The 25,954-nt window shown below is 40.3% G+C and carries 27 protein-coding genes and 1 pseudogene; all 28 read left to right on the top strand.

Features of this window, described 5'->3' with window-relative positions:
- Positions 1-29 precede the first annotated feature (29 nt).
- The 28 genes and pseudogenes from DXA60_RS05765 (at position 30) to DXA60_RS05625 (ending at position 25,885) form a co-directional block, all read left to right on the top strand.
- Positions 30-1,064, top strand: coding sequence for a lysylphosphatidylglycerol synthase transmembrane domain-containing protein (locus tag DXA60_RS05765; protein WP_330418384.1), 1,035 nt, complete (start codon positions 30-32; stop codon positions 1,062-1,064).
- A 100-nt stretch (positions 1,065-1,164) separates the two neighbouring features.
- Positions 1,165-2,097: an SPFH domain-containing protein gene (locus tag DXA60_RS05760; protein ID WP_006855342.1), complete on the top strand. Its 933-nt coding sequence runs from the start codon at positions 1,165-1,167 to the stop codon at positions 2,095-2,097.
- Between the two features lie 99 nt (positions 2,098-2,196).
- Positions 2,197-3,201, top strand: coding sequence for an ornithine carbamoyltransferase (gene argF, locus DXA60_RS05755; protein WP_117920282.1), 1,005 nt, complete (start codon positions 2,197-2,199; stop codon positions 3,199-3,201).
- 28 nt (positions 3,202-3,229) lie between these two features.
- On the top strand, positions 3,230-4,207 hold the full coding sequence (locus DXA60_RS05750; RefSeq protein WP_117920314.1) for a biotin--[acetyl-CoA-carboxylase] ligase: 978 nt from the start codon (positions 3,230-3,232) through the stop codon (positions 4,205-4,207).
- Positions 4,200-4,541 carry a DUF6145 family protein gene (locus DXA60_RS05745; protein WP_117920280.1) on the top strand — a complete coding sequence of 114 codons (342 nt, stop codon included), beginning with the start codon at positions 4,200-4,202 and terminating at the stop codon, positions 4,539-4,541. The genes DXA60_RS05750 and DXA60_RS05745 overlap by 8 nt, the downstream gene beginning before the upstream one ends.
- 21 nt (positions 4,542-4,562) lie before the next feature.
- On the top strand, positions 4,563-5,354 hold the full coding sequence (locus DXA60_RS05740) for a type III pantothenate kinase (protein ID WP_117920277.1): 792 nt from the start codon (positions 4,563-4,565) through the stop codon (positions 5,352-5,354).
- Positions 5,355-5,427: 73 nt separating this feature from the next.
- Positions 5,428-6,411, top strand: coding sequence for a tRNA dihydrouridine synthase DusB (gene dusB, locus DXA60_RS05735; protein WP_117920275.1), 984 nt, complete (start codon positions 5,428-5,430; stop codon positions 6,409-6,411).
- 166 nt (positions 6,412-6,577) lie between these two features.
- Positions 6,578-7,117: a hypothetical protein gene (locus tag DXA60_RS05730; RefSeq protein WP_117920273.1), complete on the top strand. Its 540-nt coding sequence runs from the start codon at positions 6,578-6,580 to the stop codon at positions 7,115-7,117.
- Positions 7,118-7,189: 72 nt separating this feature from the next.
- On the top strand, positions 7,190-7,669 hold the full coding sequence (greA, locus tag DXA60_RS05725) for a transcription elongation factor GreA (protein WP_015521908.1): 480 nt from the start codon (positions 7,190-7,192) through the stop codon (positions 7,667-7,669).
- Between the two features lie 58 nt (positions 7,670-7,727).
- The gene (gene lysS / locus DXA60_RS05720; RefSeq protein ID WP_117920271.1) at positions 7,728-9,671 is read left to right on the top strand and encodes a lysine--tRNA ligase; all 1,944 of its coding nucleotides are present in this window, start codon (positions 7,728-7,730) and stop codon (positions 9,669-9,671) included.
- Between the two features lie 179 nt (positions 9,672-9,850).
- Positions 9,851-10,921, top strand: a complete 1,071-nt coding sequence (locus DXA60_RS05715) for an adenine-specific methyltransferase EcoRI family protein (RefSeq protein WP_117920269.1) — start codon at positions 9,851-9,853, stop codon at positions 10,919-10,921.
- Positions 10,918-12,081, top strand: coding sequence for a GmrSD restriction endonuclease domain-containing protein (locus tag DXA60_RS05710; protein ID WP_117920267.1), 1,164 nt, complete (start codon positions 10,918-10,920; stop codon positions 12,079-12,081). The genes DXA60_RS05715 and DXA60_RS05710 overlap by 4 nt, the downstream gene beginning before the upstream one ends.
- Complete coding sequence (locus DXA60_RS05705; RefSeq protein WP_117920265.1) at positions 12,081-12,707, top strand: hypothetical protein; 627 nt, start codon at positions 12,081-12,083, stop codon at positions 12,705-12,707. Before DXA60_RS05710 ends, DXA60_RS05705 begins: the two co-directional genes overlap by 1 nt.
- Before the next feature lie 279 nt (positions 12,708-12,986).
- Positions 12,987-13,481 carry a DUF6462 family protein gene (locus tag DXA60_RS19905; protein ID WP_370776941.1) on the top strand — a complete coding sequence of 165 codons (495 nt, stop codon included), beginning with the start codon at positions 12,987-12,989 and terminating at the stop codon, positions 13,479-13,481.
- 8 nt (positions 13,482-13,489) lie between these two features.
- Positions 13,490-13,948, top strand: coding sequence for a DUF6462 family protein (locus DXA60_RS05695; protein ID WP_117920263.1), 459 nt, complete (start codon positions 13,490-13,492; stop codon positions 13,946-13,948).
- A 3-nt stretch (positions 13,949-13,951) separates the two neighbouring features.
- Positions 13,952-14,236, top strand: a complete 285-nt coding sequence (locus DXA60_RS05690) for a DUF6462 family protein (RefSeq protein ID WP_173022899.1) — start codon at positions 13,952-13,954, stop codon at positions 14,234-14,236.
- 253 nt (positions 14,237-14,489) lie between these two features.
- A complete protein-coding gene (locus tag DXA60_RS05685; protein ID WP_117920261.1) occupies positions 14,490-15,425 on the top strand; it encodes an IS701 family transposase in 936 nt (311 codons plus the stop codon).
- A gap of 81 nt (positions 15,426-15,506) precedes the next feature.
- Entirely contained in the window at positions 15,507-19,151 is a 3,645-nt protein-coding gene (locus tag DXA60_RS05680) for a M64 family metallopeptidase (RefSeq protein ID WP_070103150.1), read from the top strand.
- Complete coding sequence (locus DXA60_RS19900) at positions 19,108-19,362, top strand: InlB B-repeat-containing protein (protein ID WP_082241386.1); 255 nt, start codon at positions 19,108-19,110, stop codon at positions 19,360-19,362. The genes DXA60_RS05680 and DXA60_RS19900 overlap by 44 nt, the downstream gene beginning before the upstream one ends.
- A gap of 455 nt (positions 19,363-19,817) precedes the next feature.
- Positions 19,818-20,171, top strand: a complete 354-nt coding sequence (locus DXA60_RS05665; RefSeq protein ID WP_199536191.1) for a DUF5640 domain-containing protein — start codon at positions 19,818-19,820, stop codon at positions 20,169-20,171.
- Between the two features lie 15 nt (positions 20,172-20,186).
- On the top strand, positions 20,187-20,960 hold the full coding sequence (gene srtB, locus DXA60_RS05660) for a class B sortase (RefSeq protein WP_117920259.1): 774 nt from the start codon (positions 20,187-20,189) through the stop codon (positions 20,958-20,960).
- Positions 20,961-21,006: 46 nt separating this feature from the next.
- Entirely contained in the window at positions 21,007-21,990 is a 984-nt protein-coding gene (locus DXA60_RS05655) for a helix-turn-helix transcriptional regulator (protein ID WP_117920257.1), read from the top strand.
- Positions 21,991-22,203: 213 nt separating this feature from the next.
- Entirely contained in the window at positions 22,204-22,779 is a 576-nt protein-coding gene (gene lexA, locus DXA60_RS05650; RefSeq protein WP_230324266.1) for a transcriptional repressor LexA, read from the top strand.
- A gap of 130 nt (positions 22,780-22,909) precedes the next feature.
- The gene (locus DXA60_RS05645; RefSeq protein WP_243006771.1) at positions 22,910-23,299 is read left to right on the top strand and encodes a hypothetical protein; all 390 of its coding nucleotides are present in this window, start codon (positions 22,910-22,912) and stop codon (positions 23,297-23,299) included.
- A gap of 204 nt (positions 23,300-23,503) precedes the next feature.
- Positions 23,504-23,878 (top strand): annotated as a pseudogene (locus tag DXA60_RS05640) (lysine--tRNA ligase); the annotation flags it as partial.
- Between the two features lie 96 nt (positions 23,879-23,974).
- Positions 23,975-25,107 (top strand): IS3 family transposase gene (locus DXA60_RS05635; protein WP_117920255.1). Its coding sequence is split into 2 segments (ribosomal slippage): positions 23,975-24,242 and positions 24,242-25,107, totalling 1,134 coding nucleotides; the frame shifts between segments, so codons are not numbered across the junction.
- A 218-nt stretch (positions 25,108-25,325) separates the two neighbouring features.
- Entirely contained in the window at positions 25,326-25,553 is a 228-nt protein-coding gene (locus tag DXA60_RS05630) for a DUF6462 family protein (RefSeq protein WP_117920252.1), read from the top strand.
- 143 nt (positions 25,554-25,696) lie between these two features.
- Positions 25,697-25,885, top strand: coding sequence for a hypothetical protein (locus DXA60_RS05625; RefSeq protein WP_117920250.1), 189 nt, complete (start codon positions 25,697-25,699; stop codon positions 25,883-25,885).
- Positions 25,886-25,954 lie beyond the last annotated feature (69 nt).

The raw sequence follows: 25,954 nt of genomic DNA, 5'->3' as shown, positions 1-25,954 counted from the left end.
TGCAGTGTGAGCAGCAATAATAAGGGGCGATTGTTATCAATAAAATACAAAAGCAGCTTTTAAAATGGGGACTGGTTCTGGCAGTCATTGGTATTATCGTGTATACTTTCCGTGATTCGGCAGGACCGATTTTAGAACAGCTTACGAAAACATCACCAGCCGTTGTCATTGGCATTTGTCTGATGGCAGCGGTATATCAGATCATAGAAGGCATTATCACGACCGTGCTCGCAAAGCAGTATCGGTCGTCTTTTGCATATAAAAATGGTATTACGAATGCGTTCCTTTGTTCTTTTTACCGGGTGGCAACGTTAGGAAGCGGTTCCGGAGTTGCAGCGATCATTTATCTGGGTGAGCATGGAATTGAATATGGCGGGGGATTTGGACTGTATATGATACAGTATGCGCTCCACAAAATAAGCATTGCATTGTTTTCTGCAATCTTTTTTGTGATGAACTGGGAATTTATGAGAAACTGGTTTGGTGATTATGCGGGACTTTTAGCTGCCGGATATGTGCTTACACTGGTGATCACACTTGGGTTGTTTTTATTCTGCTGTTCGAACCGGTTTCATCATCTGATCTGCCGGCTGCTTGACTTCGCAAATCAGAAATTTCATGGAAAATTTGAAATAATGGCAGAAGAGATCAAAAGGCAGTGCATGATGCTTGAGGATGCTTCGAACCATCTGATGAAAAACAAAAAAGTTACCACAGAGGTGATCTTTCTTTGCCTGTTGAAATGCTGTTTCTGGTACGGAATACCGTATCTTCTTTTTAAAGGTGTCCGGTTTCAGGAAAATCCTGCACTGACTCTGGCGCAGGTGCTTGCGATCACGTCACTGTCTGTCATGCTTGCGGCAGTGATTCCATCACCGGCAGGAATCGGATCGACAGAATTTGTTTTTACCAGCCTGTTTGCAGGGATCGTCGGGACAGGTATGGCGGGATCAGCGTCACTTCTGTACCGTTTTGGCACATTTGTATTTCCATTTTTAGTGGGTACAGTTGTTGTGATTGTAAGGCATATCCGCAGGAAGAGAGCTTCTGAAGATCTCATCTGAAAAGATTAGTTGTAATCTCAAAGTAAATATAGTAATATGAATAAAGGCACAAAACAGATAGTATACTGTATTTAAAATTGAATTTAGGGAGGAGTTTCGTATGCCAGGAGTAATTGTAGCACTTATTATTTTAATTATCGTAGCACTGCTGATCGCAGTATCCTGTGTTAAGATCGTTCCGCAGGCAACTGCATGCGTGGTAGAACGTCTGGGAGGTTATCTTGCAACATGGTCTGTAGGTATTCATTTCAAAGCACCGTTTATCGACCGTGTGGCAAAGAGAGTTGTGTTAAAAGAGCAGGTGGTAGATTTCCCGCCGCAGCCGGTTATCACAAAAGATAATGTAACGATGCAGATCGATACTGTCGTATATTTCCAGATCACAGACCCGAAGCTTTATGCATATGGAGTCGAAAATCCAATCATGGCGATTGAGAATCTGACAGCAACCACACTGCGTAACATCATTGGTGATCTTGAACTTGATGAGACACTGACATCGAGAGAGACAATCAACACGAAGATGAGATCTTCTTTAGATGTTGCGACTGATCCATGGGGAATCAAAGTCAACCGTGTTGAGTTAAAGAATATCATCCCGCCTGCAGCGATCCAGGATGCGATGGAGAAACAGATGAAGGCAGAGCGTGAGCGACGTGAAGCGATCCTTCGTGCGGAAGGTGAGAAAAAGTCAACCGTCCTTGTTGCAGAAGGAAAGAAAGAATCTGCAATCCTTGATGCGGAGGCTGAAAAACAGGCAGCGATCTTACGCGCAGAGGCAAAGAAAGAGGCAACGATACGCGAGGCAGAAGGTCAGGCAGAAGCTATTTTAAAGATCCAGCAGGCAAATGCAGACGGACTTCGCATGATCAAAGAAGCTGCACCGGATCAGAATGTGATCCAGTTAAAGAGCTTAGAGGCATTTGCAAAAGCAGCAGATGGAAAAGCAACCAAGATCATTATTCCATCTGAGATCCAGGGAATCGCAGGTCTTGCAAAATCCGTTACGGAAATTGCAGCAGATCATAAATAAAATCAAAAAAGTTTATCAGAACGGATGGTGCGCATGTTGTACCATCCGTTGTGGCATAAAAAGATAATATACACAGCCATGTAAAGGAGATAGAAAGGCATGAATTTAAAAGGACGTAATTTTTTAAAATTAATGGACTTTACACCAGAAGAGATTACATATATGATCGACCTTGCAGCGGATCTGAAAGCAAAGAAAAAACAGGGTATTGCGCATGATTGTCTGACAGGAAAAAATATCGCACTTATTTTTGAAAAGACAAGCACCAGGACACGTTGTTCTTTTGAGGTGGCAGCCCATGATCTTGGCATGCATGTAACTTACTTAGATTCTTCGGGTTCCCAGATCGGCAAAAAAGAGAGCATTCCGGATACCGCTCGTGTGTTGGGACGTATGTTTGATGGTATTGAATATCGTGGATATGGACAGGATATCGTGGAAGAGCTGGCAGAATATGCCGGTGTGCCGGTATGGAATGGTCTGACCAATGAATTTCATCCGACTCAGATGCTTGCCGATATGCTGACGATCCGTGAGCATCTTGGCAGATTAAAAGGTGTGAGACTGGTTTACATGGGTGATGCCCGCTATAATATGGGTAATTCCCTGATGGTGACCTGTGCAAAACTTGGTATGGATTTTGTTGCATGCACAAGCAAAAAGTATTTCCCGGATGCAAAACTGGTAGAGTACTGTGAAGGTGTTGCAAAAGAGACAGGAGCAACCATTACACTGACAGAAGATGTCAAAGAGGGCACAAAAGACGCAGATGTTATTTATACGGATGTATGGGTATCCATGGGTGAACCGGATGAGATCTGGGAGGAACGTCTTCATGATCTGATGCCATATCAGGTAAATGCGAAAGCTATGGCAAATGCAAAACCGGATGCCATTTTCATGCACTGTCTGCCTGCATTCCATGACTTAAAGACCAAGATCGGCAAAGAAGTTTATGAGAAGTTTGGTTACAGTGAATTAGAAGTAACGGATGAAGTATTTGAGAGTAAACAGTCTGTCGTATTTGATGAGGCAGAAAACCGTATGCATACGATCAAAGCAGTCATGTTTGCAACACTTGGTGGAGAACAGTGTGAAAAATAAGTGTATCAGACAAAAATGGAGGAAACAGATGAGGACACAGCTACTAGCGGCATTAAAGGAAGCCGATGATTATATTTCCGGTCAGGAACTGTGTGAGCACTTTGGAGTATCGCGCACTGCAATCTGGAAAGCGGTGAAGCAGTTAAAAGAGGCTGGATATGTGATCGAGGCAGTGCAGAATAAAGGATACAAGATCGTGTCGACACCGGATTGTCTGAATAAGGCAGAATTGGAAAGCATCCGGAAAACAAAATGGGCAGGACGTGAGATCTTTTATTTTGATACGATAGATTCTACCAATACAAAGGCAAAACAGCTTGCAGAGGAAGGTCATCCGACCGGTACACTGGTCGTTGCGGAGAAGCAGGAAGCCGGACGCGGCCGCCGTGGAAGAGGATTTGAATCTCCGGCAGGAGTCGGAATATTTATGACGCTGGTGCTCAAACCGGATTTTGCCCCTGACCGTGCTTCCATGCTGACACTGATCGCAGCACTTGCGGTATCGAAAGCGATATCGGAGAAAACAGGCGTAGACGCAGGTATTAAGTGGCCGAATGACATTGTGATGAACGGCAGAAAAGTCTGCGGAATCTTAACGGAGATGAGTGCACAGTTAGATTACATTAATCATGTTGTCATTGGAATCGGTATCAATGTCCAGAATCAATCATTTCCAAAAGAGATTGAACAGATAGCAACCTCGATCCTGATGGAGACCGGTTTACGTGTGAACCGCGCAGAACTGATCGAGGCAGTATTAGAGCAGTTCGAACGATATTATGAGATATTCTTAGAGACGGAAGATTTAAGCGGCCTGGTAAAAGAATACAATGCGCACCTGATCAATATGCAAAAACAGGTCAGAGTGTTAGATCCAAAAGAGCCTTATGAGGCGAAAGCAATGGGAATCACGCCGCATGGCGAACTGATCGTGGATACTTGGGAAGGCAGAAAACTGGTATCCTCCGGCGAAGTTTCCGTGAGAGGAGTATACGGATATGTCTGAGAGAGAAGAAGTGGTGCTCTGCGGAGCGAGCGCTTACAATAAAAAATTTTATCTGAATCAGGATTTCAAGGGACTTCCGGATTCGATCAAAGATGAATTAAAGATCATGTGTGTTCTTTTTACGGAAGATATCGGTGGTATTTTTCAGGTCGTCTTTGATGAGGATGGCAATCTGGAGTTCCGTACTTCCAGTGATGAGAACGATCTTTTATATGATGAGATCGGCTGTGGATTAAAAATACGTGAGCTGCAGCGCACAAAAGAAGAACTGCTTCGCGCTTTAGAGATGTATTATAAAGTGTTATATATTGGTGTGGACGAATCAGAAATGTAAAGAAAAAGGTAGGAAAATACGATGGTAATCACGATTGACGTAGGAAATACAAATATCACAGTAGGTGTATTCCGTGGGGATGAGGTAATGGCAAGTTTTCGTATCACGACGAAGATGCCGCGTACATCGGACGAGTATGGAATGCTTTTGTCAAATCTGTTAGAGCAGAATAAGATCAGACATGATGACATCGAGGATGCAATCATAGCTTCTGTTGTTCCAAATGTTATGCATTCCTTAGAGGGTGCGATCATCAAATATTTTGGTATCAATCCGATCATTGTGGAGCCGGGTACCAAAACAGGAATCCGCGTGGTAACCGAGAATCCGCGGCAGATCGGTGCAGACCGTATCGTGGATGCGGCAGCAGCATATGAGCTGTATGGCGGACCGGTACTGGTACTTGATTTTGGCACTGCCACTACTTATGATCTGGTCGATAAAAACGGAGCATTTGTTTTCGGGGTAACTGCACCGGGAATCCGCATTTCTGCAAAAGCGTTGTGGGAAGATGCGGCAAAACTGCCGGAGATCGAGATCCGCAAACCGGAGAGCATTCTTGCAAAAGAAACGATCTCAAGTATGCAGGCAGGACTGGTATATGGACAGATCGGACAGACAGAATATATTGTAAAAAATATGATCAGAGAGGCTGACATGGGAGAGGTCAAGGTGGTCGCAACCGGCGGTCTTGGACGTATCATTGCAAATGAGACAGATGTGATCGATGTATACGATCCGAACCTGACTTTAAAAGGAATGAACCTTATTTATAAGAAACAGAATCGTAAATCCGGTAAGATCAGGAAATAAGAGATATTTGATCGGGAGATTCAGGATACCTGAATTGGATATGAGAGAGTAAATTATTTAGGAAAATGGTGGTATGGGAGAGATCAGACGACTTAAGATTGGAAATGTAACGTTAGAAAATAACCTGATACTAGCACCGATGGCAGGCGTAACAGACCTGCCATTTCGTTTGCTTTGCAAGGAACAGGGAGCAGGGCTGCTTTGCATGGAGATGGTGAGTGCAAAAGCGATTCTCTATAAAAACAGAAATACCGAAGATCTGTTAACGATCGATAAGCGGGAAAATCCGGTGTCGCTTCAGCTGTTTGGTTCTGATCCGGATATCATGAGTGAGATCGCGAAACAGATCGAAGACAGACCGTTTGATATTTTAGATATCAACATGGGCTGCCCGGTGCCGAAAGTAGTCAACAACGGTGATGGTTCTGCACTGATGAAAAATCCAAAGCTCGCCGGGGAGATCATTGAAAAGACTGCCCGTGCAATCAAAAAGCCGGTTACGGTCAAGATCCGCAAAGGATTTGACGAGGAACATGTCAATGCGGTTGAGATGGCTCACATTGCGCAGGAATCCGGTGCTGCAGCAGTGGCAGTCCACGGAAGGACAAGGTCACAATTTTATTCGGGAAAGGCTGACTGGGATATCATAAGACAGGTAAAAGAGGCAGTTTCTATCCCCGTGATCGGAAATGGTGATATTTTAACGGCGGCGGACGTGATCGCAATGCAGAAACAGACCGGCTGTGACGGCTTTATGATCGCACGCGGTGCGGAGGGAAATCCGTGGATCTTTGCGCAGATCCTTCATTATTTTAAGACGGGTGAAGAACTTCCGAAACCGACGTTCGAGGAAGTGACGCAGATGCTTCTTAGGCATGCGCGCATGCAGCTTGAGTTTAAAGGCGAATACACCGGGATCCGTGAGATCAGGAAACATGCCGCCTGGTATACAGCCGGCTACCGTAACTCTTCTAAGCTGCGGGGCAGGATCAACGAGGTGGAGACATATGAGCAGCTTGAGGCATTGTTTCAGGAGGTCTGCGGTTTTATGGCATGATCCGAGTGCCAAAAGGCGATTCGTGACTTAGCGACTGGAAGAAAAATTCAATCCGGTAAAGTTAAAATGAAGGAAACAAAAAAGACATAAGTAAAATTCCGGAAAAAGTACTGAATCAGAAAATGCTGTCATAAAGATGGAAAAAGGAATATGACGGAGAAGCGCGATGTACTTTTCCAATGAATTTTTATATGATTTTAAACCAGTGTACGAAGGCATTCTTGCGGCAAAAAGTGTGAAGCCGGAGTGCGCGATTGTCGAGGTGATCGATGAGGAACCGGATGGAGCAGGGATGTTTGAGCCGGCAGGGACGCTCGATGTGCTGGAGCAGATCGGGGATGAGCTTAATGCGCTTACAATTTATACAGACCGGCCTGCATATTTTCATGAGTTTGCAGAGACAATGTATGAGAAGACCGGACTGGTTTCACTTATCGTATCGAAAAAGCGTCTTGGATTAGCAAAGAATAAGGAAAAAAACAGCAGTATTTTTCTGCTTGATTTTGAATGGAACAGTGCTCTGTATGAAAAACAGATCGCATTGGGAAAACATTATATTCCAATCCATAAAAAAACCTGGCGAACAGCCGAAAATCTTGACATAGCAGTACCTATCGGTTATAATACTGTGATTGTTAAGAGACCAAAAAAGAAAACGGGGGCGCCGTGGCAGGACAGATTTGAGAAGGCTTTTTATCGTTCATAGCGTCTGGCGCAAGGCTTTGTGCCGCCGTATATATGAACCGAACAATAATTATTATAAAGAAGGGTAAATGCAATGGACAAGAAAAACATTCTGACTTACGAGGGACTCAAGAAACTGGAAGACGAATTAGAGAACTTAAAGGTTGTAAGAAGAAAAGAAGTTTCACAGAAGATCAAAGAGGCAAGAGAGCAGGGAGACTTATCTGAGAACGCTGAGTACGACGCTGCAAAGGACGAGCAGAGAGACATCGAAGCACGTATCGAAGAACTTGAGAAAATCTTAAAGAATGCAGAAGTAGTTGTCGAGGAAGAGGCTGATCTTGATAAAGTAAGCATCGGATGCAGCGTAAAGATCCTTGACTGCGAATTTGATGAGGAATTAGAGTATAAGATCGTTGGTTCTACCGAGGCTAACAGCTTAAAAGGCAAGATTTCCAACGAATCACCGGTTGGTAAGGCACTGCTTGGTAAACAGGTAGGTGATACCGTTACTGTTGAGACACCGGCAGGAGAGTTTTCATACAAAGTGCTTTCAATTCACAGAGCAAACTAAGAGATATGATAGTCGGGCAGAAAGACTGTCCGGGGAATAAAACAAGTGGAGGATAAACATGGCAGAGCAGAACAATAACCAGCAGGATTTAAACCAGCTGCTTCAGGTACGTTATGACAAGCTGCATGAACTGCAGGAGAACGGAAAAGATCCGTTTGTCATCACAAAATATGATGTGACAAATCACTCAACCGATATCATCGACAATTTTGAGACAATGGAAGGCAAACCGGTATCGATCGCCGGCCGTATGATGTTTAAACGTGTGATGGGAAAAGCATCATTCTGCAATATTCAGGACTTAAAGGGACGTATTCAGGTATATGTTGCAAGAGATAATATCGGAGAGGAAATCTACAAAGATTTCAAGAAATCTGATATCGGCGATATCTGGGGCGTAAAGGGATATGCTTTCCGTACCAAAACAGGTGAGATTTCTATCCATGCTGAGGAGATGACGCTGCTGTCTAAGTCATTACAGATCCTTCCGGAGAAGTTCCATGGACTGACAGATACAGATATGCGTTATCGTCAGAGATATATCGATCTGATCATGAACCAGGAGAGCAAGGAAGTATTTATCAAACGTTCCAAGATCTTAAAAGAAATCCGTAACTTCTTAGCAGACCGTGATTTTATGGAAGTAGAGACTCCGATGCTTGTATCGAATGCAGGTGGAGCAGCAGCAAGACCGTTTGAGACACATTACAATGCATTAAATGAAGATGTAAAACTGCGTATCTCTCTGGAATTATATTTAAAGAGACTGATCGTCGGCGGACTTGAGCGTGTATACGAAATCGGTCGTGTATTCCGTAATGAGGGTGTTGATACCCGTCATAACCCGGAGTTCACGTTGATGGAGCTGTATCAGGCATACACAGACTATGAGGGAATGATGGAACTGACAGAGTCCATGTTCCGTTATCTTGCAGAAAAAGTCTGCGGAAGCACTAAGATCAGCTACAATGGTATCGAGATCGATCTTGGCAAGCCATTTACACGCATGACCATGAACGATGCGATTAAGAAATATACCGGAATTGATTTCGATACTGTAGAAGATGATGCTGCAGCGAAAAAACTTGCAGATGAGCATCATATTGCATATGAGGAGCGTCATAAGAAGGGTGATATCATCAACCTTTTCTTCGAGGAGTTCTGCGAGAAAGAGCTGATCCAGCCGACCTTCATCATGGATCATCCGATCGAGATCTCTCCGCTTACAAAGAAGAAACCGAGCGATCCTACAAAGGTAGAGCGTTTCGAGCTTTTCATCAATACATGGGAAATGTGTAATGCATACTCCGAGTTAAACGATCCGATCGACCAGCGTGAGCGTTTCGCAGCACAGGATGCAAATGCAGCAGCCGGTGACGATGAGGCAGAGCACACAGACGAGGATTTCTTAAATGCATTGGAGATCGGTATGCCGCCAACAGGTGGTATCGGATACGGAATCGACCGTCTTGTGATGCTGCTTACAGACAGCGCAGCAATCCGTGACGTATTACTGTTCCCGACAATGAAGTCATTAGGCTCTGATAAGCAGGAAAATAAGGCATCTAAGAGCACTACAACCGAGAATTGCGACCAGATTGCGACCGTTGAGGAAAAGATTGATTTCTCAAATGTAAAAATTGAGCCATTGTTTGAGGAAACAGTTGATTTTGATACATTCTCAAAATCAGATTTTAGAGCAGTTAAGGTTAAGGAATGTGTAGCAGTACCAAAGAGCAAAAAATTATTACAGTTTACTCTTGATGATGGTACAGGTGTTGATAGAACAATCCTTTCTGGAATACATTCATATTATGAACCAGAAGAATTAGTTGGAAAAACATTGATTGCTATTACAAACCTTCCACCAAGAGCAATGATGGGAATTGAATCTTGTGGTATGTTACTTTCAGCAGTAAACAACCTTAAAGATTCGGAGGATGAAGAACTTCATCTTATTATGGTTGATAACCATATTCCTGCTGGGGCAAAACTCTACTAAAATTAGTTAGTGGTATTGTATAATGAATTAAATCCTATGACCAATTTACGAGAAAAGTTTATAAAGAGAGCACGTTCATAGAAGTTAATTGTGAAGCGGTTGAACTTATAAAAAGTTTGACCGCTTTCTTTCATTTTCTGGTACAATAGTTTTAGCACAATATAGAAAAGGATAGAGATATGAGAGAAAATAGTGGATTGACGGCGGCAAAGTCAGCAAAAAATGATGAATTTTATACGCAGTTTGTAGATATTCAAAAAGAAGTAAATGCGTATTTAGAATATAATCCAGATACATTTAGAGGGAAAACTGTATTGTTACCATGCGATGACCCAGAGTGGAGTAATTTTACAAAGTTTTTTGCTCAAAATTTTGAGATGCTAGGATTAAAAAAATTAATATCAACGAGTTATGCATCAGCAAGTAAGAAAATAGAATATCATCAAATAACGCTTTTTGAAATGAATAGTCCTCAATATGATGAAAAAAAGACAGATACACATGGAAAGATTTTTGTTTTGGAAAAGGATAGTGATGCTTCTGGAAGAATTGATATAAACGATTTAGAGTGGTCTTATTTAGAAGGGGATGGAGATTTTAGAAGCGAGGAAGTAAGAAAACTTCGTGATGAAGCAGATGTCATAATAACTAATCCACCATTTAGCATGTTTAGAGAATTTCTTTCATGGATTATTGAAGCAAATAAGAAATTTTTAATTATTGGAAATATTAATTGCATATTATACAAAGAAGTTTTTCCATACATTATGGATAATAAGATATGGCTCGGAAATGGTATGGGTCGTTGGATTTCTGGTTTTATTGTTCCAGATAATTATGAGTTATATGGAACAGAAGCGAGAATAGAAGATGGAAAAAGAATTGTTGCTACAAATAATTGTTTGTGGTTGACAAATCTTGACCATGGACGTAGGCATCAACCATTACAGCTTATGAGTATGGCTGATAATATTAAATATAGTAAGCACAAGCAAATTAAAGAAAATAAGTATCAAAAGTATGATAATTTTGATGCAATAGAAGTTCCGTTTACGGATGCGATACCGAATGATTATGAAGGAATTATGGGAGTGCCGATTACTTTTTTAGACAAGTATAATCCAGACCAATTTGAAATAGTAGGCGAATTTAATCATGGTAAAGATGGGGATTTTGATTTAGCAGTACCGACAATAGATGGAAAATTGGTTTATAAGCGTATTGCAATTCGCAGAAGGGAGAATGAATGAAAACAACATTAAGAACGGATATTACAGTTGAAGATATTTGCAAGGGATTTGTATATAACGATTACGAAGGAAAAGGATTGTTTGGATTGTCTGGTAAATTGACAATTCAACCAGAATATCAGAGAAATTACATCTATGCAGATGGTAAAAAGGATGTTGCAGTAATAGAATCATTATTAAAGGGCTATCCGCTTGGACTTATTTATTTTACAAAAGTAGGGAAAGATAAGTATGAGGTTCTTGACGGACAGCAAAGAATAACGAGTTTCGGAAGATTTGTGACAGGAAAATTTGCAATTAAAGATAGCAATGGTATGGAACAGTATTTTGGTGGACTTGCAGAAGATAAAAAACGCAAAATATTAGATTCTCTATTAACTATATATATTTGTGAAGGAGAGGAAAGCGAAATAAAAGAGTGGTTTGAAACAATTAATATTGCAGGAGTACCACTTAACGCACAAGAACTTTTAAATGCAATACACTCTGGAACATTTGTTACAAAGGCAAAAGAGGAATTTAGTAACAGTCAGAATGCAAATATACAAAAGTGGAGTGCATATATATCTGGTAGTGCAAATAGACAGGATTATTTACATACAGCTTTACAATGGGTTAGTAAAGGTAATATAAGCGGATATATGAGCCAACATAGATATGATGATAATATAACGGAACTAAAGACGTATTTTAATTCAGTTATAGATTGGGTATCAAGTGTTTTTCTTGATGTTGCTTCATCTATGGTCGGTCTTGATTGGGGAAGATTATATGAGACATATCACAGAAATGCATATAATCCGCAAGAGGTGTCAGAGAAAGTACAAGAATATCTTGCAGACTATTTTGTAAAAGACAAAAAGGGTATATATGAATATATTCTTGGTGGTTGCGTAGAAACAAAATTACTGAACATTCGTATTTTTGATGAGCCGACGAAAAAAAGTGTGTATGCACAACAGACAAGTGCAGTTAAGGGAACGGATAAATCAAATTGTCCGCTTTGTGCGTTAGGTTCTGACAATAACCATGGTCGTATCTGGAAGTTAAGTGAGATGGATGCAGACCATGTATCGGCATGGAGTAATGGCGGTGCAACAGATATTAGTAATTGTCAAATGCTTTGTAAAACACATAATAGAGCGAAAGGAAATCGTTAATGAAAGAGTTGATAACATGGATGAATAACAATAATGGATTTGTTATGGCAGTACTGACATTTGTATATGTTATTGCAACGATATTTATATGTATATTCAATGGAAAGTCTGCATCAGCTACAAGAAGGCAAACAGAAGAAGCTCAACGACAGTTTGAAGAAAGTAACAGAGCACATGTAATTCCTCGTTTTGTAACATTAGAGGGACAATTATATTGTTTGGCATTTCATAATATTGGAAAGACAATGGCGGAAAAATTAATAATAAATATTTCGGCAAAGTGGTTAGAGTGTTTAAGAAGCACAGAAAAAAATTCAAGTGTTGCAGATACATTGCAAAAATTAAAAGATATAGAAATATTTCTCCCTGCGGATGATAAATATGTTTACTCTATTTGCGTACCAGCGGACGGAACAGGCGATTATATGAAATTGTGTGAGAAACCGCTAATAATAGATATTCAGTATTATAGTAATGGCAAGATGTATAATGAACAATTTGAGTTACCGATGAAAGGTATAAACTGTATAATAAATACTTCTGATTATGTTCGTATGGAACAGAAAAAGAGCTATAGTCTTGATAAAATAGAAAAGCAGTTAGAAAAAATTGCAGGAAAGGATTAATGGAGAAAGCAGATGATTTGATTCATCTGCTTTTTTATGGTCAATATCAAATTAAAAGCCTGTTTCTTCAATACCTAAATTATCGGAAAGTGAGTTAAATGAAAAATCAGTATGTAGATTTTTCATTAAATATATAATAGCTAATTGATTCCTTGAGGATAGAGAAGAAAAAAGTTCTGGAGCACATAAGTTTGAAAAATGGCATGTAGCAATAATATTTTCGTCTATTTCAAGATAGTCTAAAACCATCTTGTATGGGATACAAGGATAGTCCCACATTTGTTGATTTCTGGAATAACTGGCGGTTCAAAGACCGTCAGTTCCCAGATGATTGTTAATCAAATACTGGATAACAATGTAGATATTTCCATCTGTGATTTCAAAGCAGGTGGAGATTGGGACAATATCGTACCAACATATGCGGAGTATACAGAATGTGATGACTTGTTAAGAAAGTTTTATAATTCTTTTGTTGATACTATTCGTAATAAAGGATATGACGAGAAGTATTTATTATTTGATGAATTTTCTAGTTATGCGTTGTCAAAAGATACAAAACAAATTAAAGAAATAATGTCTATGGTAAGTCACATAGCATTTATGGGGCGAAGTTTTGGTTATCATTTAATATTTATGGGAATGACAAAATTTCAAGAAGTGGCTAAGGATGCCAAGGCTTGTTATAAAATTGGTCAGCTTGTACTTGTTAATACAGAAATATTGGATAAGTATCTTGAAACTTTTCATATTACAGATTCTGAGTTTTATAAGTAGGTGATGTTATGGTAAATACATTGAGTGGTTCAGTTTGTGCCTATAGAAAAGAAATTGTAAAACCAAGATTTATTCGTATTGATGAGGTAATGGCTTTATTAGATGTAACACAAGATGAGGCAATGGATATAGCGTTGGCTGCTGGAGCAAGATATCAGCTTGCAAAGATTATATTAGTACATAAGGAAAGGTTGATGAAATTTATGAAACATTCTGCAAGAGTTCCTAGTTCAAATAAAATTGTGGAAAAGAAGTTTGTGAGAATCGGAGAGGGTTCAATGACTTACAGCATAGGACATCATAGATTTATCGAAATGGCTAGAGCAGCTGGAGCTGTATATAAGATAGGCGAAGCAAAAGGAAATACTATTCTGATTAATCTGGAGGTGTTTGATGAATATATGGAGCAATTCAGAGAACCGCCAACAGAAATGAAACATCCATTGCCAAATGTGAAAGGAGACTGATGAATGAGTTACTCATATAAGTGCTATTCAGATACAAAGGATTTTATGAAAAAATTTGTCAATGCAGAGGAAGGAGCGATTATTTACGGGATAAGTAAATCGAGAATCATAGTAATTGCGAGAGAGGCAGGAACAGTCTATAAAGTCGGTAATTCAGCATTAATCAATACGGAATTATTTGAAAAATATCTTGAACGATTCAGAGAGCCGGCAAGAGAACTGCCTAAGCATACATGGAACAAATTAAAGGAAATGACAAATACACCAAAAACTGATGAAAATTCGTAAAAATACACCAGTGGTGTCACTTCCGTAAAATTAAAGTGCATTGTAGAATATCAATTGTCCAAGAGAGATTGGACATAACAATTGAATAATTAGTTACAGATTTGCAAAGTAGTTTGCACTACAGAATTTCTGTAGGTAGTAAAATTACGGGGCATGGTTTATTCCATACGAGAATAAAAATAGAGTAGACGAATTATTTAGCAATCTTCATCAAATCTTTATTTTTTTCTGTTAGGTTATATTTCAGTAAGAAATGAAATATAGAAGGAGTGTCATGCTTTGCGTACCTGTCTGGAATGGAGATAAGGTATCTTATCTTTCTGTTCCGCTTGGTTATCGTATGTGGCAGAAAAAAGAATCCAAACTGGAACTGGCAGCATCCATGATCCGGCAGGTTATGCCTGAATTTCACAGCAGGGATCATGTCATCATCCTGTGCGACAGCTGGTATACAAAACAGAACCTGGTATCAATCGTTGATGAATATCCAAACCTGGATCTGATCGGTAATGCAAGGATTGATTCTGTCATGTATGATCCTGCACCTGCACGTACCGGTCGGCGGGGACGTCCTGCCAAACATGGAAAACAGCTTTCTGTTGAGACAGATTTTACATTATCCAATAAAAAGATCGGGGATTATTATACCGGTGTCCGTCGGGTTCTGACTAAGATCTTCGGCGACAGAGAAGTTCTTGCCTATGTCACTGTCACTGAAAAAGAACATGGTACAAAACGACTGTTTTTCAGTACCGTTTTCCCGGAAGATCTGCAGATTTTCTGCGCATGGCAGGAAAAAGCTCCATTAAACCAGACTGGAAGTGATCGGATGAAATACATACCGCTACTTTTGTACTCATTTCGCTGGAATATTGAAACAAGCTACTATGAGCAGAAAACGTTCTGGTCTTTTTGCAACTATATGGTGCGAAGCTGCAAAGGGATTGAAATGCTGGTCAATTTGATCAATATCAGTTACTGTGCCATGAAGATTCTGCCTTATCAGAACGAACATTTTTCTGAATACCGCACAAAAAGTGTGCAGGAGTTTCGGTTTGAATTAAGTCAGGGCATTCGCAGCCAGATATTTTTTGCCACTTTCGTGAAAAATATCGAAACACATATAAAATCAAATGCTATGACAAAGGCTTTAAAACAGCTGATTTGTCAGCAAGTCTATCATTTATAAATTTGTAAACTGGTGATTGACACATATAACACCTTACAATATAATAAAAGCAAATATATAGCTTATAAAGGAAGTTCCTTAATGACGAAAAAAATAACCGCAATATTCTTGGCATTGTGCATGGCAATTTCCGTTTTGCCGATGACCATTCAGGCGGCATCAAAGCCCGATATTAAAGTTGGCGACTATGTTAAAATGGGCGCGTATAACAATGCCTCAATTCTTTGGCGATGTGTAAGCATTGACAATAACGGACCGCTTATGCTTGCAGACAAAATTGTTGACACCCTTGCATATGATGCCAAAACAAATGACAACAGCAATTCAAAATCACACAGCAGAAGCTATAAGCGTGATGATTACGGTTCTAACTATTGGAAAGACAGCAATATGCGTTCTTGGTTAAATTCGACCGCAGCTGAAGGCAAAGTCGATTGGCTTTGCGGCAACCCTCCGAAAGACGGATATGTAAGCGGTGTGGGAGCGTACAACGAAAAAGCGGGTTTTCTCAACGCTTTTTCAAAATCTGAAATTGCGGCAATGAAAACCGTTACCCAGCGTTCTCTCGTTTCTCATCCCGAATACAACAAGGGCATAGTTGATGGAGACGCAAATTCGGATTTGTTATACTACACCGATATCTCGGAAGCGGTGGCAAACTACGACAGTTCATATTTTGAAACTACAACCGAAAAGGTTTTTCTTCTTGATGTAAAGCAGGCTAATGCCGTGTGGAAAAATCTCAAAGGTTATTATGTTGCGTATAATAATGACGGTATGGCTTGGCCTTATTGGCTTCGCACTCCTGTTACCGATTGCAATCACGATATGCGTTATATCAGTTCATCGGGTCAGGTCGGTCGTTATGCTCCGTGGTATTCCGATTTGGGTGTAAGACCTGCATTTTATCTCGATTCCGAATATTTTGTTACAACTTCCGGCAGCGGCTCACAAAGCAGTCCTTATATCGGCTCTGCTCCAAATAAGCAAGAGGATGATTATACAATTTCGGAACCTGCCGAGGACGCAAATCCCGATTGGAATGTCAGCACCGAGCAAAGCATTCAGCTCACCCTCGGCCCGTGGTATTCAAATGACGGAAAATATTCTAATCCTACCATCCCTGTTTATACCATCCAAAAAACACGTAGCGACACGGAAAATATGGTTGTTGTCGTTTGCGGCGAGGGATACACAAAAAGTCAGCAGGGCAAATTCATCAATGATGTCAAACGACTTTGGCAGGACGCTATGAAATATGAACCGTATCGCAGTTATGCCGACAGATTCAATGTTTACGCTCTTTGCACAGCTTCCGAATCGACTTTTGACAATGGTGGAAGCACCTTCTTTGATGTTATAGTCGACAAATATAATTCGCCTGTTATTTCTAATAATCTCCACGGAAGTCAGTGGAAAAATCATATTTTTGAGAGATGTATCGGTCCTGAATTTATCGAGAAAATTCACGATGCTCATATCAAAAAAAAGTGTGATCCAAACACAATTCCGTCCGGTTCGGAATATGAGCCTTATTATTATGTTCACGATTATATTGCTCAGTTCGCTATGGTTGTAAACACAAAATCAGATTTCGGCGGTGCTTATAATAACCGTGAATACGGCTTCCATTATTTCATTTCGCCATCAGACAGTTATCGTGCGTCAAAAACTTTTGCACACGAGTTTGGACACGGTTTGCTCGGTCTCGGTGATGAATACAGTGACGGATATTTGCTTGACGATAAGGAACTTAAATCACTCAATCTTTCCTCGGTTGAAGACCCGGAAAAGATAAAATGGCGACAGCTTTTAGGTTTTAGAAACACATATACCTGCCGCAATGCTTACGGCTCAAAAATGCTTGTTTCAAGTTATGAGTGCATAATGAGAGACACAAACTATCAATTCTGTGAGGTTTGCCGTTTGCAGGGCTTCAAGCGAATGTCTCAGCTTGTTAAGGATGTAGACCTTTATGTTGCAACTCCCGAGGTTAAGGAATATACGGGCGCTTATTCAAAGCCGTCTGATTTTACCGACCTTGAAACAAGTTCATATTATAATTACACATATAATCGCAATGACCGACTTTTGAGCGGCAACAGCAAAAGCAGATTTAATACTAATATGAACGGTAAAAAAATCGAGCTTAGAACTGTTATTCAAAACATTTCAGATAAAAATGCACGACAATTAAAATTCAAAATGTGGATTAAGCACTCCGACGGAAGCGTTGCGACCGATTCATCGGGGAATCCGCTTCAAACAGTACAAACCTTTGACATTCCTGTTTGGAATGATAAGGCGAATTTCTGGCCGCTCGGTGCTTTGGATCACATCAAAAGCGACTTTAATTCAGGCTTAAAGAGTTGCTCGCTTATTTATCAAATTCCGTCTGATGCACAGCTTAAGAGCGGCGATACCGTGGCATTTCAGGTGCTCGATGAAAACGGAAATGTGCTTGCAGACGACAATACGGAAACACAGCGCTACACAACCGTTTCAATTCAGTATAAATTTGAGGACGGCTCTGAAATTCCAAACACTGCCGGCGGAACATTTACCGTGCCATACGGCACAAAGCTTGATTTAACACCGGCAAAAACACTTTATGATTATGAATTTATAAAGGTTGACGGCTTGAATAAGCCTATTGTTTCGGACGGAACGGTTGTTACATATTATTACAAAAATAAAAACGAAGAACACACTCACAATCTGACTTTGGTTGCTGCGAAAGCTGCCACCTGCACTACTGCGGGCAATTCCGCATACTACACCTGCGATGGCTGTGACAAGTGGTTCGCAGATGCAACAGGATCGGTAGAAATTACCGATAAAACCAGTGTGAAGATTCCGGCTCCCGGACATACCGCAGGCACAGAATGGAAGTCTGATGATACTAACCACTGGCATGAATGTTCTCGTTGCCACGACAAAAAGGACGAAGCGGCTCACGATTACGGTTCTGACAATGTTTGCGACACCTGCGGATATTACAAAACTGTACCGCACACTCACAATCTGACTTTGGTTGCTGCGAAAGCTGCCACCTGCACAGAGGGCGGTAAGGAAGCATACTACAAGTGCGAAGGTTGTGGCAAGTTCTATGAAGATGTACTCGGTACAAAGGAAATAACCGACCTTGCATCTTGGGGCAATATTGCTAAGATTGCCCACACCACAAAGCAAACCGTAACAAAGGCATCAAGCATAAAGCTTAAAGCAACATCATTAACATATAACGGAAAGGTTAGAACACCTAAGGTTATTGTTAAGGACAGAACAGGAAAGACACTTGTTAAGAATACTGACTATACTGTGTCTTATGCAAAAGGCAGAAAGTATGTTGGCAAGTACGCAGTAAAGATTACCTTTAAGGGTAAATACAGCGGAACAAAGACGCTTTATTTCACAATCAAGCCAAAGGCAACAAGTATTTCCTCACTTAAAGCAGGTTCAAAGAAGTTTACAGTAAAGTGGAAGAAGCAGGCTACACAGACAACAGGCTATCAGGTACAGTACAGTGCCTCAAGTAAATTCAGCAAGGCTAAGACCGTAACAGTAGGCAAGAATACAACAGTATCAAAGAAAATTTCAAAGCTTTCGGGCAAGAAAAAGTATTATGTAAGAGTTCGCACCTATAAGACAGTTAAGATTAACGGCAAATCCATAAGGATTTATTCAGGCTGGTCAAAAGCTAAGGCTGTTACAACAAAGAAATAAAAACTATACCGTAACCTTTGATTCTGCCGGTGGCTCTGCAGTAACGACTCAGACTATCGAAGAAGGTCAGAAGGCAACCAAACCTGCCGCTCCTACCAAGTCTGACGATACCACCAAGCCTTCGGATGATGTTCAGAATCCGCAGACCGGCGACAACAGTATGAGTGGCTGTGGATCGCTCTGCTGTTCGTCAGCGGCTTCGGAGTTGTGACAACTACTGTTTATACTAAAAAAGAAAATCTGTGAAATAACAGATAGCTAACCATTTAAGGATGGCGGTAGCGGAGCTTCCGCTGCCGCCTTTTCCTTACGAAAAGGATTTCTTCGGAAGTCCCTTTCCGAAAGGCGGCAAAAAAAGCGCTTTGCCGATTTTCGGAAAGAAATCGAACAAGGAGAAATCAAATGGACGAACAAGAAAAAGAAATTGAAGAAATACTCAGAACATTTGACAAAGCACCTTCGCCTTCGTCAGAGAATAGTGTTCAAAATCAAGCATAGCAAAACAATAAGCAGCCTCGGCAAATTTCCCAAAAACCAACTGACACCGAACGGATTGCCCGCACATCAAATCAAACAGAATACAAAAGACAAGCTCAGTCAAGCAAAGGCAGGTATCTCTCCCCTACACGCAAAACCGCAATAAAGCGAAGAAAAAGGCAAAGAGCTGTGATTGTTTCGTTATTAGCACTCCTTTTTGTTGTTCTGATTATTGTGCTGATTTGTAAAGGCTGCTCCGGCAGAACAGATGCGCTTGCCGGCAAATGGGATTTTGATGGGACTACTGCCTATGAATTTGACGGCAAAGGCAGCGGTGCAATGCTCCTCACCCTTGCAGATTATGATTTTACCTATGAAATCAAGGACAATCAGCTATATATCGACTTTGTGAACGAATCGGCACATGACGCAACCTATGAGTTTAGTGTCAAAGGCGATACCCTCATCCTCATCGGCGGCGAAGGAACAATCGGCGGCACTTATGAGCTGACTAAGGTGCATGATAAAAAAGCAGACAAATAAGGACGGTGTTACGCTATTAAAAAGGTATGGAAAATCCTGATTTTATCTGTATGTATAACTGTTTTTTCTTTATCTGCATATCACATTTATGATTATTGGAAAGAAACACAGGACAGTCAAAGACAGAATGATGTGCTGATTGATAAAGCGGTAGAAACCGCACCACAAACACAGCAAACGGAGAATGGACAAACAGAATCTGCGATAAAGCCTGTTTCTGAAACTGCACTAATTACGGTAGACTTTGAGCGTTTGCAGGAAGAAAACAAGGACATTATTGCTTGGCTCTATTGCCCGGATACCGAAATCAACTATCCGGTAGTACAGAGCAAGGATAACGAGTATTATCTTCGCCGACTGCTTGACGGTACTTGGAATATAGCGGGAACGCTTTTTATGGATTACCGAAACGCCGCCGATTGTTCTGATCTGCATACCATTATCTACGGTCATAATATGAAAAACAACACGATGTTCGGCTCTCTGCCTAAATACAGTAAGCAGGAATATTACGAAGAACATTCTGTTTTGTATCTGCTCACACCAAAGCAGAATTATAAAGTGAAGCTGATCGCCGGATATGTTACACCGTCAGATTCAAAGGTGTATGAATTTGAGAAAACGAAAGAGGAACGCAGCGGACTGCTGAAAACAGCGCTGGATAATTCCTTGTTTACCTCCGGGACAACTGTATCCGATGAGGACAGACTGCTTACACTGTCTACCTGTTCCTATGAATATGACAATGCTCGTTTTGTACTGATGGGTATTTTAAAAGAAATCGGGTGAAATTTACTGTAATTTGCGGTGAGTCTGTTCGAGAAAGGATAAATGTATGGAAGCAAAACCAAGAATACTATATCTACTGAAAATCTTGTTGGAGCGTACTGATGAAGAACACCCGCTTTCTACAACGCAGCTCATCGGGATTTTGAATGAGGAATATGGGATTTCTGCTCACAGGACAACCATAACGAAGGATATAGCAGCTCTTTTGGAATATGGACTGGATATTGTAACCATTCATTCGACGCAAAGCAAGTATTTTGTAGCCAGCCGAAAGTTTGAACTGCCGGAGCTGAAACTGCTGATAGATGCAGTAGAGTCATCGAAGTTCATTACAAAGAAGAAAAGCGAAACGCTGATTGAGAAGATACATACGATGACCAGTCCGGGGCAGGTGGCAAAGTTGAAGCGTAATAACTATGTGGTCAATCGCATTAAGCCGGATAATGAGCAGATATATTATATCATTGACGCTATAAACGATGCCATCAACGCAGGTAAACAGATTTCTTTCCAGTATTACGATTATACCGGATTAAAGAAAAAGGTTCTGAAGAACAAGGGCGAAGTGTATAAGCTCAGTCCGTATAAACTTCTCTGGTGTGGGGACTATTATTATGTTCTCGGATATTCAGAGAAGAAAAGCAAAGTTATCAATTTCAGGGTAGACCGTATTGCTTCCAAGCCGGAGATATTGGATAAGGACATTATTCCTATGCCTGATGATTTTGATATTGAGAATTACACAAAGGAAGTTTTCTTTATGTTCTCAGGCGAAAAAGTCCTTGTGGATTTACGGTGTGATAACAGCCTGATGAAAACAATGGTTGACCGTTTCGGAGAAGATGTGACAACCCTTGCGTATGATATGACGTCTTTCAGAGTACAGACCGAAGTATCAGCCAGTCTAACCTTTTTCGGTTGGGTGTTTGGCTTTAATGGCAAGGTACAGATACTTGCACCGGAAAACTTGAAAGAGCAATACAGACAAATGCTTACAAAAGCTACTGAAGATATGAAAGAGAATGAATAGTGCAGATTTGCATTTATGTAGATGGTCTGCATAAAGCGTAAAGTCAATATTAAAGAATGGAGAGGTGTTAGCAAATTGCGACACCTCTTTTCTTTTGCGAAAAACCTACTTGAAAATTTCTTCGTATCATGTATAATAAAACTATCGAAAGCAAACTGCTTCCGATAGAAAAGAAAGCGAGGTGCAGGTATGAGAAGCAAGAGTCCTGAACTTATGAGTGAGATAAAAAAGTACATCGAGGATTATTACCTGCAAAACAGACAATCCCCATCGACTACAAAGATTGCTGAAGCGGTTGGTATTGCCAGAGGTACAGCATATAAATACTTGGTAGAGATGGCTGAGAAGAATATGATTGAGTATGACGGGCAGGAGATTCGTACCAATGTGACCCGTAAGTATAGTGGCGAACAGACACAGACACCGATTGTAGGTTCTATTCCTTGTGGCAGTCCTCAGTATGAGGAAGAAAATATTGAAGAATATGTATCACTTCCTACTGCCATTTTCGGCAAAGGAGATTTCTTCATATTAAGAGCAAGCGGTCAGTCTATGATTGAAGCAGGGATTGATGACGGCGACCTTGTGGTTGTTAAAAAGCAGGTAGAAGCCAATGATGGCGATATAGTAGTTGCCCTTGTGGATAATCAGAATACATTGAAACGCTACTTCCGAGATGATGAGAATAAGAAAATCATTCTCCACCCGGAAAATAAGAAGATGAAAGACATCATTGTAGATGAGTGCTGCATTCAGGGTGTGGCTTGTCACATCATCAAAGAACTATAACAGAGGACAGACGAATGAGAACACTTGAAGGAATTCGCTATCTAATCAATTTGGATAGTGCGGAAATACAACAGAACTTTGCCGGAGGAGTTGCACCGCCGGACAAGGTGGAGTCGGAGATGGACACAACTTGAGTATTTATATGTCAAGAGCCGAGTTGGAAGAAATCAGCGAAGGCTTGATAACAGCTTATGCTAATAAGTTTAGCAATCGAGTGATTCAATCCATCGACATAGAACATTTCATTACAGAATTTCTTATGTTACGAATTGAATACGCTTCTTTCGCAGAAGATGATGCAGGCAGGATTGGCTTTCTGGCAGATGGAGCAACACCACTGTTGGTACATCAGGACGGAAAAATTATTCCCTTTGTTTTCCCGAAAGATACCATCGTACTTGATAAATTTCTTCTTGCTGAAAAGGAGCAGGGACGTCGCAGATTTACAATGGCACACGAAGCGTCACATCATATCTTACATCTATTTTACATCATTTGCCCGCAAAGTGACTCAAAGTAGAGCAAAAATATGAAGTATGGGGGATAATTGGAATATGGAGAATTTAATAGTATTAACACCAGCTTGGTCGAGTATGAAAGAACCACAAAAAGGGTCCCGACAATGAAGTCATTAGACTCTGACAAGAAGTCTTCTAAGACTTCCGAAGCAGCTCCTGCAGCAAGTGAGCCGACAACAAGTGTGTCCGCAGAGAGCGTACAGCTTGATCTTTCAAAAGTAAAAATTGAGCCTCTTTTTGAGGAATTTGTAGATTTTGATACATTTGCAAAATCTGATTTCAGAGTCGTAAAGATTGAAGCCTGCGAAGCAGTGCCAAAGTCAAAGAAGCTTCTCAAGTTCACATTAAATGATGGAACTGACAAGAAACGCACGATTTTAAGCGGTATTCATGAGTACTATGAGCCGGAACAGCTCGTTGGAAAGACATGTGTAGCAATCACAAACCTTCCTACCAGAATGATGATGGGAATCCCATCAGAAGGAATGCTGATTTCAGCAGTGTACGAGTATGACGGACACGAAGGACTGAATCTGCTTATGTTAGATGACGCAATTCCTGCTGGAGCTAAGCTGTATTAAGAGAATTAAATTCATCTAAATGGATAGGTTACAATTAACTGGACAGATTTTTTAAGGTCATATAATCTATAATAAATACACGAAGGAGCACTCTTTATGACCGAACAAAAACAACGACGAAAACCTCGCAAATATACAGATGAATTTAAACAGCAACTGGTGGAACTATATCGTTCCGGCAAACGCAGATGTGATATCTGCCGTGAATATGACATTGCTACTTCCCTGTTTGACAAGTGGGTAAAGCAGGCATCCAATTCCGGTTCTTTCCATGAAAAAGATAACCGGACTCCGGAGCAGGAAGAACTGATCCGGCTTCGGAAAGAAAACCAGCAGTTAAGAATGGAAAATGATATTTTAAAACAAGCGGCGCTGATCTTAGGACGAAAGTAAATGTGATCAAAGCAAATGCTCACAAATACTCTGTATCAGCAATGTGCCGCGTCCTACAGGTAAACAGAAGCACCTATTATTATGAAGCAGCAGCAAAAAAAGATGAATCAGAACTCACTGCAGACATTCAGGAAATTTTTAGAAAAAGCCGGAACTATTATGGTACACGAAAGATCAAGAAAGAATTGGCTGATTGCGGGAAACAGGTATCAAGACGCAGGATTGGACGGATTATGAAACAGGAAGGTCTGGTATCAAGCTATACTACAGCACAGTTTAAACCGCAAAAAGACAGATGTAATGAATCAAAAGTAGAGAATGTGTTGAACCGACAATTTCAAAACCAGCCATACCGCAATGTAGTGGTAAGTGATTTGACCTACGTAAGGGTAGGAAATCGCTGGAATTATATTTGTGTACTGATTGATCTTTTTAACAGGGAGATTATTGGATACAGTGCAGGAGAACATAAAACAGCAGAACTTGTAAAACAGGCATTTATGAAAGTAGACGGAAATCTGTCGGAAATCCATATTTTCCACACAGACCGTGGAAATGAATTTAAAAACGAGACAATTGAAGAACTGTTAGAAACGTTCCATATGGAACGCTCCCTGAGCCATAAGGGATGTCCTTATGACAATGCAGTGGCAGAAGCTACGTTCAAGATTATAAAAACAGAATTTGTATGGAATGAAACATTCCATACGCAGGAAGAACTGAAGATAAAACTATGGGATTATGTAAACTGGTATAATCATCACCGCATACATTCTTCCTTAGGGTATCAAACGCCTGTACAATATCGGAAAAATAACCTAAAAAAATTTGTCTGAAAAAGTGTTGACAATCCAAAATTTGATTGGTCAAGGTCATTTGACCAAGTTTTGACCAAAAAAACTTATAGTCAAATAAAGGTCAATACACGTTAGTACAGATTGCTTAGTCTGAAAAATTAAAGATTGTATTACTTAGAGGACATTTTCTAAAGAAATTTAGAAGATGTCCTCTTTTTGCGTTATAGGAACAGCTGAAATAGCGAAAGGAGATTAATATGGAACACACAAAGGCGTATCAGGAATTTAAGAAGAATGGTAATACAAAGTTTGTAAGATATAGCGAAGGAGCAGAAATGTATCATATGAGTGTATCAAAGTTTATGCAGATGGCTAAAGATGCCAAAGCAATCTATAAGTTAGGTCAGCTAGTACTTGTGAATTTAAAAATATTTGATGAGTACCTTGAGACATTCCATATAGTTGATGATGAATTTTATAAGTAGGTGAAAAGGATGGTAACACAATTACAGCCGGATATTAGGGCTTCCCTTGCAAGTTATGGGATGCAGGAGAAAAGGGACTTACATTATCTGCTTTTGAATGGGAGAAGGATAGAAAAACGCTGATATATGGGCAGGTAGACTATATGTATGGAGAAGCACTTTATAAGCCTGAAATGAAAGAAGGAAATCCTATAAGGTTATATAGTTTGGATGAAATCACGGAGATATTCGGTAAATTAGGACTTCGTATTTGTAACAACTTTGCTGATTTCAGTGGAAAGCCGAGTTCTGATAATGATATTCAATTGATGGTTTATTCCATACGAGAATAAATCTTCATCAAATCTTTATTTTTTTCTGTTAGGTTATATTTCAGTAAGAAATGAAATATGGAAGGAAGG

This window comes from Roseburia sp. OF03-24 (assembly GCF_003463035.1).
GTDB classification, from domain to species: Bacteria; Bacillota; Clostridia; order Lachnospirales; family Lachnospiraceae; genus Roseburia; species Roseburia rectibacter.
Note: the sequence above shows the minus strand (reverse complement) of the source record. Positions and strands in the feature narration are given on the sequence as shown.

What these genes read in the sequence shown, in the direction of transcription:
- DXA60_RS05760 (WP_006855342.1), top strand. Translation starts at nt 1,165, where the DNA reads ATGCCAGGAGTAATTGTAGCACTTATTATTTTAATTATCGTAGCACTG.
- argF (WP_117920282.1), top strand. Translation starts at nt 2,197, where the DNA reads ATGAATTTAAAAGGACGTAATTTTTTAAAATTAATGGACTTTACACCA.
- DXA60_RS05750 (WP_117920314.1), top strand. Translation starts at nt 3,230, where the DNA reads ATGAGGACACAGCTACTAGCGGCATTAAAGGAAGCCGATGATTATATT.
- DXA60_RS05745 (WP_117920280.1), top strand. Translation starts at nt 4,200, where the DNA reads ATGTCTGAGAGAGAAGAAGTGGTGCTCTGCGGAGCGAGCGCTTACAAT.
- DXA60_RS05740 (WP_117920277.1), top strand. Translation starts at nt 4,563, where the DNA reads ATGGTAATCACGATTGACGTAGGAAATACAAATATCACAGTAGGTGTA.
- dusB (WP_117920275.1), top strand. Translation starts at nt 5,428, where the DNA reads ATGGGAGAGATCAGACGACTTAAGATTGGAAATGTAACGTTAGAAAAT.
- DXA60_RS05730 (WP_117920273.1), top strand. Translation starts at nt 6,578, where the DNA reads ATGTACTTTTCCAATGAATTTTTATATGATTTTAAACCAGTGTACGAA.
- greA (WP_015521908.1), top strand. Translation starts at nt 7,190, where the DNA reads ATGGACAAGAAAAACATTCTGACTTACGAGGGACTCAAGAAACTGGAA.
- lysS (WP_117920271.1), top strand. Translation starts at nt 7,728, where the DNA reads ATGGCAGAGCAGAACAATAACCAGCAGGATTTAAACCAGCTGCTTCAG.
- DXA60_RS05715 (WP_117920269.1), top strand. Translation starts at nt 9,851, where the DNA reads ATGAGAGAAAATAGTGGATTGACGGCGGCAAAGTCAGCAAAAAATGAT.
- DXA60_RS05710 (WP_117920267.1), top strand. Translation starts at nt 10,918, where the DNA reads ATGAAAACAACATTAAGAACGGATATTACAGTTGAAGATATTTGCAAG.
- DXA60_RS05705 (WP_117920265.1), top strand. Translation starts at nt 12,081, where the DNA reads ATGAAAGAGTTGATAACATGGATGAATAACAATAATGGATTTGTTATG.
- DXA60_RS05695 (WP_117920263.1), top strand. Translation starts at nt 13,490, where the DNA reads ATGGTAAATACATTGAGTGGTTCAGTTTGTGCCTATAGAAAAGAAATT.
- DXA60_RS05690 (WP_173022899.1), top strand. Translation starts at nt 13,952, where the DNA reads ATGAGTTACTCATATAAGTGCTATTCAGATACAAAGGATTTTATGAAA.
- DXA60_RS05685 (WP_117920261.1), top strand. Translation starts at nt 14,490, where the DNA reads ATGAAATATAGAAGGAGTGTCATGCTTTGCGTACCTGTCTGGAATGGA.
- DXA60_RS05680 (WP_070103150.1), top strand. Translation starts at nt 15,507, where the DNA reads ATGACGAAAAAAATAACCGCAATATTCTTGGCATTGTGCATGGCAATT.
- DXA60_RS05655 (WP_117920257.1), top strand. Translation starts at nt 21,007, where the DNA reads ATGGAAGCAAAACCAAGAATACTATATCTACTGAAAATCTTGTTGGAG.
- lexA (WP_230324266.1), top strand. Translation starts at nt 22,204, where the DNA reads ATGAGTGAGATAAAAAAGTACATCGAGGATTATTACCTGCAAAACAGA.
- DXA60_RS05630 (WP_117920252.1), top strand. Translation starts at nt 25,326, where the DNA reads ATGGAACACACAAAGGCGTATCAGGAATTTAAGAAGAATGGTAATACA.
- DXA60_RS05625 (WP_117920250.1), top strand. Translation starts at nt 25,697, where the DNA reads ATGTATGGAGAAGCACTTTATAAGCCTGAAATGAAAGAAGGAAATCCT.